This window comes from Streptacidiphilus sp. PAMC 29251 (assembly GCF_054208735.2).
This window is the reverse complement of the sequence record NZ_CM135725.2, coordinates 1980510-1997581: the sequence shown is the minus strand read 5'-3', so window position 1 is coordinate 1997581 and position 17072 is coordinate 1980510. Positions and strand designations below refer to the sequence as shown.

13 protein-coding genes are annotated in these 17072 nt (G+C 71.3%); 11 read left to right on the top strand and 2 right to left on the bottom strand.

Translation table 11 applies throughout. From position 1 onward, the window contains the following. The first annotated feature begins 27 nt into the window (after positions 1 to 27). From ACXKR8_RS09470 to ACXKR8_RS09420, 11 genes are all read left to right on the top strand, one after another. Positions 28 to 339 (top strand): hypothetical protein, encoded by a 312-nt coding sequence (locus ACXKR8_RS09470; protein WP_458272454.1) that lies wholly within the window; start codon positions 28 to 30, stop codon positions 337 to 339. Between the two features lie 175 nt (positions 340 to 514). Then, a complete protein-coding gene (locus tag ACXKR8_RS09465; RefSeq protein WP_458272453.1) occupies positions 515 to 679 on the top strand; it encodes a hypothetical protein in 165 nt (54 codons plus the stop codon). A 491-nt stretch (positions 680 to 1170) separates the two neighbouring features. Next, positions 1171 to 2223, top strand: a complete 1053-nt coding sequence (locus ACXKR8_RS09460) for an iron-containing redox enzyme family protein (RefSeq protein ID WP_458272452.1) — start codon at positions 1171 to 1173, stop codon at positions 2221 to 2223. A 2-nt stretch (positions 2224 to 2225) separates the two neighbouring features. After that, positions 2226 to 2930 carry a 2OG-Fe dioxygenase family protein gene (locus ACXKR8_RS09455; protein WP_458272451.1) on the top strand — a complete coding sequence of 235 codons (705 nt, stop codon included), beginning with the start codon at positions 2226 to 2228 and terminating at the stop codon, positions 2928 to 2930. A gap of 61 nt (positions 2931 to 2991) precedes the next feature. Beyond that, positions 2992 to 3885, top strand: coding sequence for a diaminopimelate epimerase (gene dapF, locus ACXKR8_RS09450; RefSeq protein WP_458272450.1), 894 nt, complete (start codon positions 2992 to 2994; stop codon positions 3883 to 3885). Then, positions 3882 to 4991 (top strand): aminotransferase class I/II-fold pyridoxal phosphate-dependent enzyme, encoded by a 1110-nt coding sequence (locus ACXKR8_RS09445; protein ID WP_458272449.1) that lies wholly within the window; start codon positions 3882 to 3884, stop codon positions 4989 to 4991. The genes dapF and ACXKR8_RS09445 overlap by 4 nt, the downstream gene beginning before the upstream one ends. After that, positions 4988 to 8143 (top strand): non-ribosomal peptide synthetase, encoded by a 3156-nt coding sequence (locus tag ACXKR8_RS09440; protein WP_458272448.1) that lies wholly within the window; start codon positions 4988 to 4990, stop codon positions 8141 to 8143. The genes ACXKR8_RS09445 and ACXKR8_RS09440 overlap by 4 nt, the downstream gene beginning before the upstream one ends. After that, a complete protein-coding gene (locus ACXKR8_RS09435) occupies positions 8136 to 8951 on the top strand; it encodes a thioesterase domain-containing protein (protein WP_458272447.1) in 816 nt (271 codons plus the stop codon). Before ACXKR8_RS09440 ends, ACXKR8_RS09435 begins: the two co-directional genes overlap by 8 nt. After that, positions 8948 to 10243 carry an MFS transporter gene (locus ACXKR8_RS09430; RefSeq protein WP_458272446.1) on the top strand — a complete coding sequence of 432 codons (1296 nt, stop codon included), beginning with the start codon at positions 8948 to 8950 and terminating at the stop codon, positions 10241 to 10243. The genes ACXKR8_RS09435 and ACXKR8_RS09430 overlap by 4 nt, the downstream gene beginning before the upstream one ends. 2 nt (positions 10244 to 10245) lie before the next feature. Further along, a complete protein-coding gene (locus ACXKR8_RS09425) occupies positions 10246 to 10941 on the top strand; it encodes an MOSC domain-containing protein (RefSeq protein WP_458272445.1) in 696 nt (231 codons plus the stop codon). Positions 10942 to 10954: 13 nt separating this feature from the next. Beyond that, a complete protein-coding gene (locus tag ACXKR8_RS09420; protein WP_458272444.1) occupies positions 10955 to 12418 on the top strand; it encodes a peptide ABC transporter substrate-binding protein in 1464 nt (487 codons plus the stop codon). 87 nt (positions 12419 to 12505) lie between these two features. Here the strand turns inward: ACXKR8_RS09420 and ACXKR8_RS09415 are convergent, their stop codons facing one another. After that, complete coding sequence (locus tag ACXKR8_RS09415) at positions 12506 to 14146, bottom strand: S53 family peptidase (protein WP_458272443.1); 1641 nt, start codon at positions 14144 to 14146, stop codon at positions 12506 to 12508. A 41-nt stretch (positions 14147 to 14187) separates the two neighbouring features. Continuing rightward, entirely contained in the window at positions 14188 to 17052 is a 2865-nt protein-coding gene (locus ACXKR8_RS09410; RefSeq protein WP_458272442.1) for an AAA family ATPase, read from the bottom strand. Positions 17053 to 17072 lie beyond the last annotated feature (20 nt).

Here is a 17072-nt window from a genome sequence, read left to right as displayed (position 1 = left end):
GGGCGTCCGCATTGTCACGGTCAATGCATGTATTTCGTCATCACCAGGCTTCTCGGGAGGCGTGCTGCTTCAGGCGCGGAACCCACGGATTTCTGCGAGGAGGTCAGACGCGCCGCTCGACCGTGCGAGGGACTGGGCCATGTGTACGCCCAGGCCTCCGATGTGGGCATGGATCTCGTCCTCTTCATGGTCGCGGACGCGGTCGAGGTGGCCGAAAGGTTCGCCATCGCGGTACTGGACCGTGCGCTCGCCAGTTCCGGGAGCGGCCTCCGGATCATCGAATGCGCTGTTGACTTGTTCATTCCGGGAACGGAGGCGCGAATGAATCCTGGCCCGTGACCGGGCTGTCCGCATCCGGACAGGCGGGGGTTGGACAGCAAGAACCTCTGGTGCACCGCCTCCTGGTCGGCGAATGTTGTCCCTGCAAGCGGGTCGCGGAGGAAAAAATAGCCGCTCGGAATCCGGTCCCGACTTGCAGGACACCATTCCACCCATTCACGTGAAGGAGTCTGCAATGCGCTCGATACGAATCGCTGCCGTGGCGATCGGTCTGGCTCTCGCCGCCCCGTTCGTGGTTGTCTCCGCTTCCGCGAACACGGCCGGGAACGGCACCGCGGTCGTCCGCGCCGACGGCGTCTCGCCCCAGAGCATGACCTGGGACGGCACCGGTCAGCACTGACCAGGACCGCCTCGACCAGGAATGACTTGTGGGCCGCCGGCCGCAGGCATCCTCGCGGAGGGCCCGTGCGGTACGGGCCGCCGGGTGGCGGTGTACCTCCGCAGGACCGGCGGTGAGCGCGCCCCGGCTTTCCGGTCGCCGAGTGCGGTATTCCGTGGCAGAAATCCGCCCCCCTTTTTCTTGGAATGGATTCCGAGTAGTCCTGCCGGTCGGCGGGAAGAATTCCGCGCCTGCGGTCCGCCGCGCGGACGACTGATTCGCCAGTATGCGTACTAGGCCTTTCCCGCCATGGAATGTATTCCGGGCAGGAATGGGAAGAAATTCATCCGGCATTCACCCAGGGCCTTCTTTTCCGTCGGCTGCGGTGCGCCGGCGATGTGGCGCCGGTCCCGGACCGGTCCGCTTCCATCGGCTTCGCGGGATGACCGGTCCCGGCCGCCGTGAAAATGTCCGTCGCAGAGGTATCGGCCAATTCATCGGGAGAACTTGTGTTGCTGCACGACGAAATACAGCTGACCGATCGCGGGCAGTATGCGGAACTGGTCCAGGAGGTCTCGTCCTGGCTGACCGAGCCGGCCGCCAGGGTCGACCAGGAGCTGGCGGGCCACCGCCGTCGGCTGACCGACTCCGTGCGCTCCCTCAACGACCGGGCGCTCGCCGGCGACCGGGACGCGTTCTACTACCAGCAGCTGCTGCTGGCCAGAATTTATGTAATGTTCACAACCATTCCTAGCTCCCCGACCGCGGAGGGCTCGGTGATCCTGCACGAGATCACCCGGCTGATCGAGGTCGCGACGCTGGCGGCGGAGGACCGCCACATCGAGCCGGGCGCCCTGGAGGCCGCCCCCACCGAGAGCCGGGCCTTCCTGTCCTGGATCAAGGGGACGGCACGCAAGCACCGGGTGTTCAAGCACCCGTACTACGTGGACTTCATCAACCACCACGCCCAGGTGAAGGACCTCCGCACCTACGTCATCCAGGAGTCCCTGGTGGACGGGCGGTTCGACGACCTGCTGGCGATGATGCAGGTCGGCACCGCAGGCCAGGCCAAGATGGAGATCGCGTCCAACTTCTGGGACGAGATGGGCAACGGCAAGCCCGAAGAGGTGCACACCCACCTCTTCAACAAGATCTACGAGGTCTTCGAGATCACCGACGACGAGCTCGAGTCGGCGATGACGGCCAGTGACCTGCTCGCCGGCAACCTCGCGGTGCTGCTGTGCCGGTACCGCCAGTTGTACCCGGAGGCGGTCGGCTTCCTCGGCATGACCGAGTGGCTGGTTCCCGACAGGTTCACCAATGTGATCAGCGCCTGGGAGCGGCTCGGCCTGCCTGACGTGGGCATCACCTACCACCGCCTGCACGTGACCATCGACTCGGTGCACGCGGCCGGGTGGTTCCACAACATCGTGCTGCCCGCGGCCACGAACGACCACATGCGCCACGGCATCGCCCGCGGCACCCTGTGGCGGCTCAACTCGTCGGCCCGCCACCTCGACGAGCGCCTGGAGCAGGCGTCCGTGAACACCAACGGGAAGGTTTGACCATGCCGCTGAACGACCAGGGCTACGCAGTCATCGACCTGCCGCCCATCGCCGACGAGATCATCGCCAGCTACGACAACTGCCCGGCCGACCCGTACATGGGGAACCTGACCCGGTACAAGCGGTTCGACCAGTACCGGCTGTCCTGGAAGGACGGCGACGGCTGGAACTTCGAGCTCCTCCCGCACCGCGACTACACCACCTTCACCGACTTCAACCCGGTGGCCGGCGGCATCCGCCGCACCTACGAGGCGCTCGAGGTCGACTTCACCCCGCTGATCCGGGTCGGCGCCGAGGCCTTCGGCCTGGACCCCTCCGAGGACTGGCAGATCAACGTCCACCAGAACCGGACCGAGGCCACGCCGGAGAAGCCGGGCCAGCTCACCCCGGAGGGCGTGCACCACGACGGCCACGAGTACGTGATGATCTCGGTGTTCGTCCGCGACAACGTCGAGGGCGGCGAGACCCGGCTGTGGCTGGACGGGGCCGAGAAGCCGTTCTGGAACGGCACCGTGGAGCCGGGCCAGGCGGTGCTGCTGGACGACCGGGCGATCGCCCACGACGTGACCGACGTGCTGCCCAAGGACGGCAAGCCCGGCCACCGGGACATCCTCATCGTCGCCTTCTCCCGCTGGAAGGAGAAGTGGTACGGCGACGACCACGACGCCGCCGCCCTCGCCTCGGGAGCCCCCGCCTCCGCGATGTGATCCCGCCGCCCGCAGCCGCCCACCGTCAGGGCGGCTGCGGGCCCAGACGATTGGGCCCGGCATGCCGGATTTCGCCAAGTACCACGCCCTGGGCAACGACTACATCCTGATCGACCCCAATGACATCGAGATCGACCCGAGCGGCGAGAGCGCACGGCTGCTGTGCGACCGGCACTTCGGGGTCGGCGCGGACGGCGTCCTGTTCGGACCGATGGCCCCGGTGGAGCCGGGCCGGCCGATCGAGCTGCGGATCTTCAACTCCGACGGCAGCGCCTGCGAGAAGAGCGCCAACGGCATCCGCCTTTTCGCCCTGCACATCGCCGAGAACTACCTGACCGAGGCCGAGTTCAGCGTGCGCACCCTGGCCGGGGACTCCCCGGTGCGGATCCGCGACCTGGCGGCCGGCCTGGTGCAGATCGGCATGGGCCGGCCCTCGTTCGAGGCCGCCGACGTCGGGGTGGCCGGACTGGCGGGCCCGGCGGTCGGCTGGCCGCTGGAGGTGGCCGGCCGCACCCTGACCGTGACCTCGCTGCACAACGGCAACCCGCACACCGTGGTCCTGCTGGACCAGGTGACCGCGGAGCTCGCCCAGGAGCTGGGCGAGCCGATCGCCGGGCACCCGCGCTTCCCGGCCCGCACCAACGTCCAGTTCGCCCAGGTGCTCGACCGGGCCACGATCCGGATCGAGATCTGGGAGCGCGGCGCCGGCTACACCCTGGCGTCCGGCAGCAGCAGTTGCGCGGTTGCCAGCGCGGCCCACGCGCTGGGTCTGGTGGACCGCCTGGTGACGGTGCGGATGCCGGGCGGCGACCTGGAGATCGCCATCGCCGAGGACGGCGAAGTGACCATGACCGGAGTGGTGGAGCAGGTCTCCGTCGGCGGCTTCTCCCCGGTGTTCCGTCAGCGCCTCGGCATCCGCCGGGCGTCCCGAGCGACCAGCAAGGTGTCGGCATGACCGAAATACTTGACCGCGCTCCCGCCGTGGAGCAGGGCTATCCCATGCGGAAGTGGGTGTTCGAGGACTCCCTCGGCCGCTTCGACATCGACCTGGGCGACAGCCATGTGCAGTGCGGCACGCTCGCCCAGCTGCACGTCCCGGCCGATCTGGAGCTCAACTACGGGGTGGACCGGGGCAGCCCGGACCTGATCGAACTGGTCGCCGACCGCTATCTGGGGTCCGCCGACCGGGTCATCGTCACCCACGGCGCCCAGGAGGCCCTCTACCTGCTGTACTGCACCCTGCTCCGACCCGGTGACCGGGTGATCGCCTTCCGTCCGGGCTGGCAGCAGGCCTGGGACGTCCCGGTGAAGCTGGGCTGCGACGTCCAGGTGCTGGCCCTCGCCGAGGACTTCAGCATCGACCTGGAGGCGCTGGAGCGGGCCGCCGGGCCGAACCTGCGGCTGATCACCGTGAACACCCCGAGCAACCCGACCGGGCGGCGGATCCGGCACCGCGAGCTGGAGGCGCTGCACGCCATCGCCGAACGCAGCGACGCCTACATCCTGCTGGACGAGGAGTACGTGCTCGACCTGGCCGCCTCCCCGGCCCTGCGCAGCGACCGCTTCGTCTCGGTGTCCAGCCTGTCGAAGATGTACGGCTTCCCCGGGCTGCGGGTCGGCTGGATGTACGGACCCCGCGAGGTGGTCTCGGCCTGCGCCGAGTACAAGCACCTGACCTCGATCTCCAACTCGGTGCTGTGCGAGTCGCTGGCCGTGGACGTGCTGCAGCGCTGGCAGGAGTGGGCCCGGCAGTACCACCGGCTGACCGACGAGGGCCTGTACGTGCTGACCGAGTGGGCCGCGCGCTACCCCGGTCAGCTGCGGCTGGTGCCGCCCGAGGGCACTCCGTTCGCCTGGGTCCATCTGACCACCGGCGAGTCCTCACTGTCCTTCGCCCGCCGCGTGCTCGAGGCCGGCGTGCTGATCATGCCCGCCGAGACCCTCGGCACCGAGCGCGGCGTGCGGCTGGCCTTCGCCCGTGAACCGCACATCCTCACCGAAGGCCTGCGCCGGATCTCCGAGGTCATCGAGCACACACCCCCAGGGAGCGCCACGTCATGACGACGCGTACCGGAACACCGCTGTCCTTCGGACAGGAGCAGCTCTGGTTCCTCGACCAGCTCGCACCCGGCGAGACCACCTACAACATCCTGCTGGCCTGGCGGCTGCGCGGACCGCTGGACGTGGACGTCCTGCGGCGCTGCCTGACCCTGGTGGTGCAGCGGCACGAGAGCCTGCGGGCGACCCTGCACCACACCGACGGCACCCCCTTCCAGGTCATCGCCCCGCCCCCGGAGCAGGCCGAGCTGACCGTCGTGGACCGCACCTCGCTGCCGGTCGAGGCCAGGGAGGCCGCGATCGACGCGGAGATCCTGGAGCAGACCAACCTGCCGTTCGACCTGGAGGCCGGCCCGCTCTACCGGTTCCGGCTGCTCACCCTGGACGACCAGGACCACGTCCTGGTCCAGGGCTTCCACCACGTGGTGACCGACGGCTGGTCCTCCGCGGTGATGAACGCCGAGATCACCACCGCCTACCAGGCCCTGATCAGGGGCGAGGAGCCGGTCTTCGCCCACGAGGACACCGGCTACACCGCCTTCGCCGGCTCCCAGCGCGAACGCCTCGACGGCGCCGAGCTGGAGGAGGAGCTGACCTTCTGGCAGGAGAAGCTGGCCAATCTGCCGGTGCTGGAACTGCCCACCGACCGGCCCCGGCCGCAGACCTCCAACCACCGCGGCGACTCGGTGATCCGGACCCTGCCCGCCGAGCTGCTGTCGCAGGCGCACGCCCTGGCCCAGGAGCACGGCGCGTCCCTGTTCATGGTGCTGACGGCCGCGTTCAACGTGGTGCTCAGCCGCTACTCGGGCCAGGTCGACATCCCGGTCGGGGTGCCGATGCTGGGCCGGGTGGACCCGGAGCTCGAGAACGTGGTCGGCCTGTTCATCAACATGGTGGTGCTGCGCTCGGACCTGTCCGGCGACCCGACCTTCGCCGAGCTGCTGGAGCGCAGCGCCGACGCGAACATGGACCTGTACGAGCACCAGGAGGTCCCGTTCCACCAGGTGGTGGACCGGATCCAGCCGACCCGGGAGCCTGGCCGCAACCCGCTGTTCCAGGTCGCGACGCAGGTGCTGGGCGGGGCCACCTCGGGCGACAACCTGTTCTTCCCCGGGGTGACCAGCGAGTACGTGCTGCTGCCCTCGGTCAGCGCCCGGTTCGACCTGACCCTGAACTTCATCGAGTCGGCCGACTCGCTGAAGGCCTCGGTGGAGTACAGCGCGGACCTGTTCGACCGGTGGCGGATCGAGGCGATGCTGGGGCACATCGAGACGGTGCTCACCGCCGCCGCCAAGGACCCCGGCCGCCGGCTGTCGGAGCTGCCGATCCTCACCGAGGCCGAGAGCGCCGAACTGGCCGCGATCAGCCGGGGCGAGGTGGTCCCCTACCCGCAGGAGCCGCTGCACGTCGGGCTGGCCCGGATCGCCGCGGCCACCCCGGACGCGGTGGCCCTGGTCTGCCGGGGCGTGGAGCTGACGTACGCGGAGTTCGACCGCAGGGCCGACCGCTTCGCCCGGTACCTCCGGGCCCGCGGCCTGACGGCGGGTCAGGTGGTGGCCGTGGTGATCGACCGCGACCTGGACGCCTATGTGGCGATGCTCGGCATCCTCAAGGCCGGCGGCACCTTCGCGATGATGGACCCCAAGGCCCCGGCCGCCCGGCTGGACTTCATGATCAAGGACACCGCCGCGCCGCTGGTGGTCACCCGCTCGGCACTGGTGGAGAAGCTGCCGCCGTCCTCCGGCTGGGAGACCGTGCTGCTCGACGCCGACTGGGCGGCCGTGGAGGCGCAGCCGGCCGAGCAGCCGCTGGCGGAGTGGTCCACCGCGGACTCGCTGGCCTACATCCTCTACACCTCGGGCTCCACGGGCACTCCCAAGGGCGTGATGATCGCGCACCGCGCGGTCTCCTTCTTCTGCGAGGCCTACCGGCGCACCTTCGACCTCGGACCCGCCGACCGGCTGCTGCAACTGCCGGCGCTGAACTTCGACATGTCGCAGGGCGAGATGTGGACCGGCTTCGCGGTCGGGGCCACCGTGGTGGCGGTGGCCCCGGAGGACGCGCAGTCCCCGGAGGCGCTCACCGCGCTGATGCGGGAGCAGCGGGTCAGCTACGCGGGCCTGCCGCCGGCCATGCTCTCGGTGCTCGACGCCGAGCCCTACCCGGAGCTGCGCTATGTGATGGGCGGGGCCGAGGTGCTGCCGCCGGCCCTGGTCAACAAGTGGAACCTGCCCGGGCGCACCTTCGTCAACCTCTACGGCCCGACCGAGGCGGCGATCGCCTGCACCGAGTACACGGTGGACCACATCGAGTGGCAGACCTCGCCGCCGATCGGCCGGCCCGAGGTGAACCGGCGGGTCCACGTGGTGGACCAGTGGGGCAATCTGGTGCCCAAGGGCGTCGCCGGCGAACTGTTGATCGGCGGTGAGGACGGCGGGCTGGCCCGCGGCTACCTCAACCAGCCGGAGATGAGCGCGGAGAAGTTCACCGCCGACCCGTTCGACCCCGCCCGCACGGTCTACCGCAGCGGGGACCTGGTGCGCTGGAACGCCGACGGCCAGATCGAGTTCATGGGCCGGATCGACAACCAGGTCAAGCTGCGCGGGCTGCGGATCGAGCTGGGCGAGATCGAGGCCGCACTGCAGGGGCATGCAGGAGTGCGCCGGGCCGTGGTGCTGATGCGCCCGGACCGGCAGGGCGAGAACCGGCTGGTGGGCTATGTCACCGCCGAGGGGGAGGCCCCCGACCGCGAGGCGCTGCGGGAGCACCTGGGGCAGTCGCTGCCCGAGTACATGGTGCCCACCGCCTGGGTGGTGCTGGACGAGTTCCCGATGAGCTCCGGCTGGAAGATCGACCGCAAGGCGCTGCCCGACCCGGTCGAGGACGAGGGCGGCGGCGACTTCGTCGAGCCGCGCACCCCGACCGAGCAGAGCGTCGCCGACATCTTCGCCGAGGTGCTCTCCCGGGAGCGGGTCGGCGCCGAGGACGCCTTCTTCGCCATCGGCGGCAACTCCATGCAGGCGATGCGGGTGGTCAGCCGGATCAACAAGGCCTTCAAGATCAAGATCAGTATCCGGGTGCTCTACAGCACCGCCACGGTGTCCGGCATCGCCGCCGCCGTCGATGAGAAGGTGCAGGCGAAGGCGAATGCCTAACGACCTCGAACGGATCGTCCCGCTGCGGGCGACCGGCGACAACCTGCCGGTCTTCTGCGTGCACGCGGTGTCCGGGTCCGCGTACTCCTACACCGGGCTGGCCCAGTTGCTCGGTCCCGATCAGCCGGTCTACGGCTTCGAGGCGCCCGGGTTCGACGACGAGCGCACCCCGCTGCGCTCGCTGCCCGCGCTGTCGGCCGAGTACGTGGCCACCCTGCTGGAGTTCCAGCCCGAGGGCCCCTACCGGCTGCTGGGCTGGTCCATGGGCGGCGTGATCGCCTTCGACATGGCGCAGCGGCTCACCGCCGCCGGACACGAGGTCAGCAGCCTGATCCTGGTGGACGTCGGGCTGCCCTGGGTGGCGGACCTGCCGGTGGAGCGGGAGATCCAGCGCCGCTTCATGCTCGACATGACCGGCATCGCCGGCGTCCCCGCCGAGGGCCTCGTCCCGGTCTTCGAGGGCCGGCCCGACGACGTCGACTCCGACGTGGTCTTCGCCGCGGTCGAGGAGGCCGGCATCCTGCCGGAGGAGTTCGACGCGGACCTGCTCGCCGACCGCTACGCGGTCTTCCGGGCGCACATCGAGGCGCTGTTCGCCTTCGAGGTCACCGCCCCCTACCACGGCCGGGTCACCCACCTGCTCTCGTCGGAGTCCCTGCCCGAGTACATGCGCTGGGACCGGGTCGCCACCGACCTGGAGGAGCACACCATTCCCGGCACCCACCACTCCATCTGGACCGGTGAAAGCCTCGTCACCCTCGGCGAGCTGGTCGGCCGGACCCTCAGCAAGCAAGGAGCACACCAGTGACCAGCACCGAAACACCGGTCGAGGAGACGGTCGCACCCCTGCCGTCACTGTGGCACAACACCGACTTCCTGAAGTTCTGGACCGGTGAGTCGCTGTCGCTGCTCGGCACCCAGGTCACCAACCTGGCGCTGCCGCTGACCGCGATCCTCGCCTTCCACGCCTCCGACCAGGAGGTCGGCATCCTGCGCTTCCTGCAGCTGGTGCCCTACCTCGGCCTGGCCCTGCTGTTCGGGGTGTGGGTGGACCGGGTCCGCCGCCGCCCGATCATGATCGCCGCGAACGCGGTCCGACTGGTGCTGCTCACCCTGATCCCGGTGCTGCACTGGATGCACGCGCTGAGCATGGCCCCGCTGCTGGTGATCGCCTGCGCGATCGGCGTCGCCTCGGTGCTGTTCGACGTCAGCTGGATGTCCTTCGTGCCGACCCTGGTCAAGGACCCCAAGCACTACGTCGAGGCCAGCTCGAAGATGGGCATCAGCTCCTCGACCGCCGACGTGGCCGGACCCGGCCTGGCCGGGCTGCTGATCAGCGCGCTCACCGCCCCGGTGGCGCTGATCGTCGACGCCTTCTCCTACCTGGTGTCGCTGGTGTCGCTGCTGCTGATCCGCACCGAGGAGCCCGCCCCCCAGCCGGCCGGCACCGAACGGCACCTGTGGACCGAGCTCCGCGAGGGCGTCGGGTTCGTGTTCGGCCACAAGATCCTGCGCCCGCTGGCCCTGGTCGCCCCGTTCTGCAACTTCTCGCTGGTCACGGTGTGGACCATGTTCCTGCTGTACGCGGCGAAGGACCTGAAGCTGAACGCGGCCACGCTGGGTCTGATCTTCGCCGCGGCCTCGGTCGGCGGCCTGGTCGGCGCGACGATCTCCCGCAAGGTGATCGACCGCTTCGCGCTCGGACCGGTCTACGCGGTCTCCATGGGCGCCGTCTTCGCCGGTCCGCTGCTGCTGCCCTTCGCCACCGGGCCGCGTCCGCTGATGGTCACCCTGTTCATCCTGTCCTTCTTCGTCAGCTACCTGGGCCTGGGCGTGGCCGGCGTGGTGATGGTGAGCCTGCGTCAGACCTGCACCCCGCAGGCGATGATGGGACGCATGAGTGCCTGCTTCCGGACCATGCTGTTCGGCGGCGGATCGCTGGGCGGTCTGTTCGCCGGGTTCCTGGCCGGGGGGATCGGCGCCAAGAGCGCGCTGACCGCGGCCGCCATCGGCTCGGCCGCGGTGCTCATCGGGCTGGCCGTCTCCCCGGTCAGCCGGCTCAAGGAGCTGCCGCCCGCGGTGGCGGAAGCGAAGGGCTGAGGATGTACGTCAAGGAACTGTGGCGCTTTCCCGTCAAGTCGATGCGCGGGGAGCAGCTGGAGACCGCCGAGCTCACCGACAACGGGGTGGCGGGCGACCGGCAGATCCACGTCCGCGGACCGCGGGGGGTGCTGACCGCACGTACCCGCTACGGCATGCTGGGCCTGGCCGCCACCACCGAGCCGGACGGGGAGGTGCTGATCGACGGCCTGCCCTGGCAGGACCCCAAGACCGCCGAGGCGATCCGCGAGGTGGCCGGGCCCCAGGCCGAGGCCGTCCGCTACGCCGGCCCCGAGCGCTTCGACGTGCTCAACCTGCTGGTCGCCACCGACGGCGCGATCGCCGAACTCAACTACAACGGACGGCGGCTGCGGCCCAACATCGTCCTCGGCGGGGTGCCGGGCCTGGCCGAACGGAGCTGGCCGGGACGGACCCTGAAGATCGGCGGCGTGCTGATCGGCGTGCTGAAACTGCGCGCCCGGTGCATCGTCACCACGCTGGACCCGGACACCGTCGAACAGGACCTCGACGTGCTGCGCCACATCACCCGCGAGTACGACGGCCTGTTCGCCCTGGACTGCTGGGTTGCCACCCCGGGCACCATCAGGGTCGGCGACCAGGCCGAGATCATCGACGCGGACCTGCCCAAACCCCGACCCGGCGGTTGGATCGTCGGCGCCCCCTACACGGTGGCGTGAGAGGAGAACGACCATGACCACGGAACTCAGGGTCTACAACTACGAGCCCCCCGGCATCACCCCCGCCGAGGGCGGCGACCAGAACGCGATCATCGTGATCCGCCAGCTGTTCAAGGGCCTGGTCGAGTCGGACCCGGAGACCGGCGCCCCGGTGAACCTGATCGCCGAGTCGCTGGAGTCCACCGACAACACGGTGTGGACCATCACCCTCAAGCAGGGCTTCCGGTTCCACGACGGCCAGCCGGTGACGGCCGACTCGTTCATCGACGCCTGGAACTTCGCCGCGTACGAGCCCAACGCGCAGACCAACCGCGGCTTCTTCGACCGGATCGCCGGCTTCGGCGGCGACACCCTGACCGGGCTGCGCAAGCTGGGGGAGTACCGCTTCGAGGTCACCCTGACCGAGCCCTACTCCGGCTTCCCAGCCATGCTCGGCTACTCGGCCTTCTTCCCGCTGCCGCCGGCGGCCTTCACCGACCCGGCCGGCTACCGCGCCCATCCGATCGGCAACGGGCCCTACCGGCTCGACGTCTGGGAGCCCGAGGTCCGGATCGCGCTGAGCCGGGCCGACGACTGGGGCGGCCCGGTCGCCGGGACCGACCGGCTCACCTTCCGGATGTACCCGACCCTGGAGGCCGGCTACGCGGGCTTCGAGGCCGGTGAGCACGACATGATGGACAACATCCCGGCCGAGAAGTACTCGGAGGTCCGGTCCCGGTTCCCGGACCAGGTCTTCGAGCAGGCCAGCAACAGCTACAGCTACCTGGGCGTGCCGCTGTACCTACCGGCCTTCCAGCAGAAGCTGGTCCGGCAGGCGCTGTCGCTGGCCATCGACCGGCAGGCGATCATCGACACCGTGTACGACGGGCAGTACCTGCCCGCGGGCAGCATCCTCAGCCCCAACTTCCTCGGCTACCGCGAGGACGCGGGCGGGTACTGCTCCTTCGACCCGGAGCGGGCCAGGGCACTGCTGGCCGAGGCCGGCGGCTGGCAGGGCGGCACGCTGGCGCTGCACTCCAACATCGGCGGCGGCCACGAGCCCTGGCTGGAGCTGGTGGCGCAGCAGCTGGAGCAGAACCTGGGCATCCGCAGCGAGCTGCGGGTCGAGCATCCGTTCGCGGGCTACTTCGCGCAGGCCAAGGAGAAGGGCTACACCGGACTGTTCCGCCGGGCCTGGGCCCCGGACTACGCCTGGGCCGAGAGCTATCTGCGGCCGATCCTGGGCAACGGCGGCTCGGCCAACCAGCAGTTCTACGACAGCCCGGAGTTCGACAAGCTGGTGTCCCAGGGGGACAACGCTGCCACCCAGGCCGAGGGCGTGGCGTTCTACCAGGCTGCCGAGGACGTGGCATTGGAGGACATGCCGATCATCCCGCTGTGGTTCCAGAAGACCTCGGTGCTCTACAGCACCCGGGTCACCAGGTACGTGCGCAACATCATCAACGGCTCCGACTACGCCGCCGTGCGGGTCGGGTAGACCGGCGCACGACTGCGGGGACCGGGCAGTTCGCCCGGTCCCCGCAGTCAGTCAGTTGTCATCCGCTCGGGGTCGACCCGCTGGGGGTCAGCCCAGCTCGGCGGTGAGGAAGCCCGCGCCGTTGTAGGAGCCCCAGCCGGTCACCTTGTCGTAGCCGGTGGCGGCGCTGTAGGCGCCGTTGCTGCCGGTCTTGACGTCGTGGAAGGCGGCGCTGTACTTGGACGAGGACGCCAGGGTGTAGATGGTGTTGTTGGCGTAGCCGAACCCGGGCTTGGATTTGGCCCGCGCCTCGCTGTCGTAGATCGCGGTGAAGGCGGCCCAGTTGGGAGCGGCGGCGCTGGTCCCGCCGAACTCCTGCCAGGAGCCCCCGGTGTAGATGGCCCAGCCGGTGCTGGGGTTCGCGACGGCGGCGACGTCCGGGACGGCGCGCTTGCTGCCGGTGTTCACCGCGCTCTGGAACGAGGGGGTGGCGAAGTACGAGGAGACCCCGCCGCCGCTGCCGTTCCAGGCGGTCTCCTTGCTCCAGGCGCCCGCCGAGGTCAGCGTCAGCGAGGTGCCGCCGGTGCCGGTCACATACGGGTCGCTGGCCGGGAAGTCGACCGAGGTGCCGCCGTTGCCGGCGTCGTCGGAGCCGCTGTCGCCGGAGGCGGCGAAGACGGCCTGGCCCTGCGCGGCGGCCTCCTGGAAGTCGGTGTTCAGGGCGGTGCGGTTGGAGGCGGTCTCGCCGGCCTCGTCGATGCCCCAGCTGGTGGACACGGACGGCACGTCGTTGCTGACCACCAGCGAGTAGAGGGCGATCTCGCCGGCGTCGCTGTTGGGCGCCTCGTAGACCTTGACCGCCGCACCCGGGGCCAGCGCCTGGACCACCTCGATGTCCAGCTCCACCTCGTCCTCGCCGGACAGGTCGGTGGTGCCGCCGCCGGCCTTGACCACGGCCGGGGTCGGCGTGCTCAGCGAGAAGTAGTTGTCGTAGGTGGTGATGTTGGACTGCTTGAAGGCGGAGAACTCCAGCAGGGCGACGTTGGAGCCGCTGCCGTTGTAGCCGGCGCTGATCGCGGAGGCGACGTTGTAGCCGGTGCGGGCCTTGGCCGGGGTGAGCCCGGTGACCGCCTTGGAGGTGGCCTGCGGCACCGTGCGACCGGTGCTGTAGTGGCTGAAGGTGGCGTAGTTCGACAGGCCGGACACGTCGCTGACGGCGGCGGCGATGGCCGCCGGGAGCACCGGCGCGGCGGCGTTGGCGTAGAAGTCACGCTTGCCCACGGCGTCGTGGTAGGTCGCCAGGCTGGTGCCGAAGGCCTTCTGCAGCTGCGCCGCGGTGCCGGTGGCCTGCAGCGACAGCTTGTTGGCGGTGGGCGCGGCGACGGTCAGCCCCTGGCTCCGCAGGTACGCGGTGACCTGGGCGATGCTGTCGGCGGAGGCGCCGAAGCGGTTGGCGAACTGCTTCACCGTCAGGTAGTGCTTGTACTGGGCCGAGGCGGGGTCGGCGACCTGCTTCAGGAAGTCGGCGAGCCCGGCGGAGTCGCGCGGGGTCAGGCTGACCGTGACCGCGAGGGACCGGCCGGCCGGCACCGAGCCGACCCGGGTGGAGTGGCCGACCGCCTGCACCACGTCGCCGCGCAGCGCCTGGGTGGCGGGCTTGGAGGCGGCCATGGCCGGGGCGGCGACGAGGGCGAGGATCGGCAGCGGGGCGGCCAGCAGCCCGACGATGGGCCGTATGGGAAGCTTCACGAGTGTCCTCCTGGGACGACCGGGGGTGGTCGTGATCCACGCTAGGAAGTTCCGGCCCCCCTCATAAGAGGGGTATCCCTTGCCTCGTCGGTGAACAGTTCGTGTCCCCGTACTTCGTGCACGAGTCCGGTACGTGACCTGACCCCGAGCTTGCGGTACACCCGGGACAGCGTCCCCTCCACGGTCTTGACGCTGACGAAGAGCGCGGCGGCCACCTCGCGGTTGGTGGCGCCGCCGGAGACCAGCACCGCGACCCGTTGCTCACTGGCCGTCAGTTCCGTCGCGGTGCCCACGCGTTCACCGGGGGAGAGCCGGTCCAGCTCCTCCTCCGCCCGGCGCAGCAGCGGCGCCGCGGCCAGCAGCCGGCAGATCCCGGCCGCCTCGGTCAGCGCGGACCGCGCCACCACCCGGTGCCGGGCCCGGCGTTCGACCCCGCCCCAGGCGATCAGGGTGCGCACCAGCTCCAGCGGCAGCGGCAGCCCGCGGAGCCGCTCGGACGAGGCGGCCAGGGCGGCGGTCGCCGCCCCGATCCGGCCGAGGGCGGCCTGGACCAGCCCCTCGGCCCGGTCCAGCGCGGCCAGCGCGCCGCCGCCCCAGGGCGCGGTCCAGCCGGCGGTCAGGTTCCGCGCCTGCGCCAGCACCTCGGCCGCCTCCCCGGTCTCGCCCAGCATGGCCAGCGCCTCGGCCAGGTCAGCGAGCCGCCGGACCGTGTCCGGGTCGGCCAGCTCCATCGCCGCGCCCAGTTCCCTGGCCCGCTGCAGCGTCTCCGCCGCCGCCGCCGCGCCCTCCGGGTTCCCGCCCAGCAGTTGGGCGGCACCGAGCGCGCCCAGGGCCCGGATCAGGAACAGCCGGTCGCCGTCCGCGGTGGAGCCGTCGACCGCGGACCTGGCCGCCGCCCGGGCCCGGTCCAGGGTGCCGGCCACGGTCTCGGCGAGCGCGGTGGCATAGGCGGCCAGCGGGGAGGGCAGGTCGGCCTCGGTCAGCAGCCGGGCGCAGCGGGCCGCGGTGGCCAGCGCCTGGGCGCACTCGCCCCGGCGCACCTGGACCCGGACCAGGGCGACCAGGGTGGCCATCGAGTCCTCCACCCCGGCCGGGGACCGCTCCAGCAGCGCGGTGATCCTGGCGGCGGCCTCGACCACCTGGTCGGCGTCCAGCTCGGCCAGGGCCTTGCGGCGGATCAGGCTGCGGTCGTCGGCCGGACCGGCCAGGCTGCCGGCCGTGCGCAGCGCCTCGGCCAGGGTGTGCTCGGCATCGGCGGGTTCGCCGCGCATGGCCTGGACGGTGGCGAGCAGCCCGAGCGCGGAGATCCTGGTGGCCCGGTCGTCCGCCCGCGCGGCCAGCGCGCCGGCCTGGGCGGCCTGCTCGGCCGCCATCGCGGTGCTGCCGCCGAGCAGGGCCCGGACCGCGGCCCAGAGCCGCAGCCGGGCCTGCAGCCCGGCGTTGCCGATGGCGTCGGCGAGACCGGCCTCGATCAGCCCGCGGGTGTCGCCCAGCGCCTGCCCTGCCGTCTCCAGCAGCACCAGCCGGGCCCGCACCCGCTGGTCCGGGTCCGACCCGGAGCCCCGGGCCGGGTCGGCGAGCACCGACTCGGCGGCACGCCGGGCCTCCTCGTGCATCCCCGCGTCGACCGCGAACCCGGCGGCGGCGAGCAGCCGGTCGACCCGGTCGGCGTGGTGCCGGGCCGGGGTCCGCTCCACCGCGAGGACGGCCAACTCATAGGCGGTGTCCGGGCTTCCGGCGGCGCGGGCCGCGTCGGCCGCCCCGGCCAGCAGCAGCGAGAGCGCCCGGTTCGGGTAGGGGTGGGCGAGCGCCCGGTGCCGGGCCCGCTCGACCGGATCGGGGACCAGTTCCGCGAGCCTGGCGTGCGCGGACAGCCGCTCCGGGGTGCCCGCGTCGGCGAGCAGCGCGGCCCGCTGCATCGGGTGGCCGAAGCGGACGGCGCCGTCCGCCCCGGTGCCGACCAGGCCGAGCAGCTCGGCCGGGGCCAGCACCGCGGCCGGGTCGCTGACCCCGGCCGCCCGCAGCAGGCCGAGGCTGGGCCCGGCCGCGGTGGCCGCGAGCAGCAGCGCGGCCCGGGTGGACGGGGGTAGTTGGTCCGCGGATGCCAGCAGTGAGCGGCGCAGTGTGGGTGGTAGTTGGGGGCCCTCGGTGGTGGTGGTGCTGTGACTCAGGGCCAGGGCGTAGAGGGGGTTGCCGCCGGAGACCTCGTGGATCTGCCGCAGCAGCCGGGCCGGCAGCGGGTCGGCGCCGGGGCTGCTGCCTGGGCCGCCGCCGGGGGCGCTGTGCTGGGCCAGCAGGTGTTCCACCGCGGTGAGGGAGAGCGGAGGGACCGTCAGTTCCAGGGCTCCCGGCGGAGGCAGCAGCAGGGGCGACCCGGGCTCGCCGGTCCGCTCGGTGCTGACCATCCGCAGCCCCAACGCACGGGCGCGCAGGGCGACATAGGACAGCACCTCGGCGCTGGGCCGGTCCAGCCACTGCACCCCGTCCAGGACCAGCAGCGGGGCGGGGCCGTCCCCGGTCAGGCCGCGCAGCAGCTCCGCGACGGCGACCCGGAGCGCCAGCCGGCCCCGCCCGGTGGCCGGTTCCCCGCCGCGCAGCAGCGCCTCGCGCAGGGCGGCCCTGGGCTCCGGCGGCAGGCAGTCGAACGAAGGCTCCCTGACCGGGCCGAGCAGGTCGACCAGCGCGCCGAAGGGGAGCAGGGCGTCGCCGGGGCCCGGCGCACAGCGCAGCACGGTGGCGCCCTGGGCCTCGACCTCGTCGGCGAGGGCCTGGACCAGCGTGGTCCGCCCGATGCCCGCGGGGCCGGTGATCCGCAGTCCGGTTCGGCAGCGCAGGGCGGCGCGGGCGCTGTCCAGGAACCCGTCCCGGTCGAGTGGACGGGGGGTCGGCGTGTGCGTGGCGGTCATACGGGAGATCGCCCTCCTTC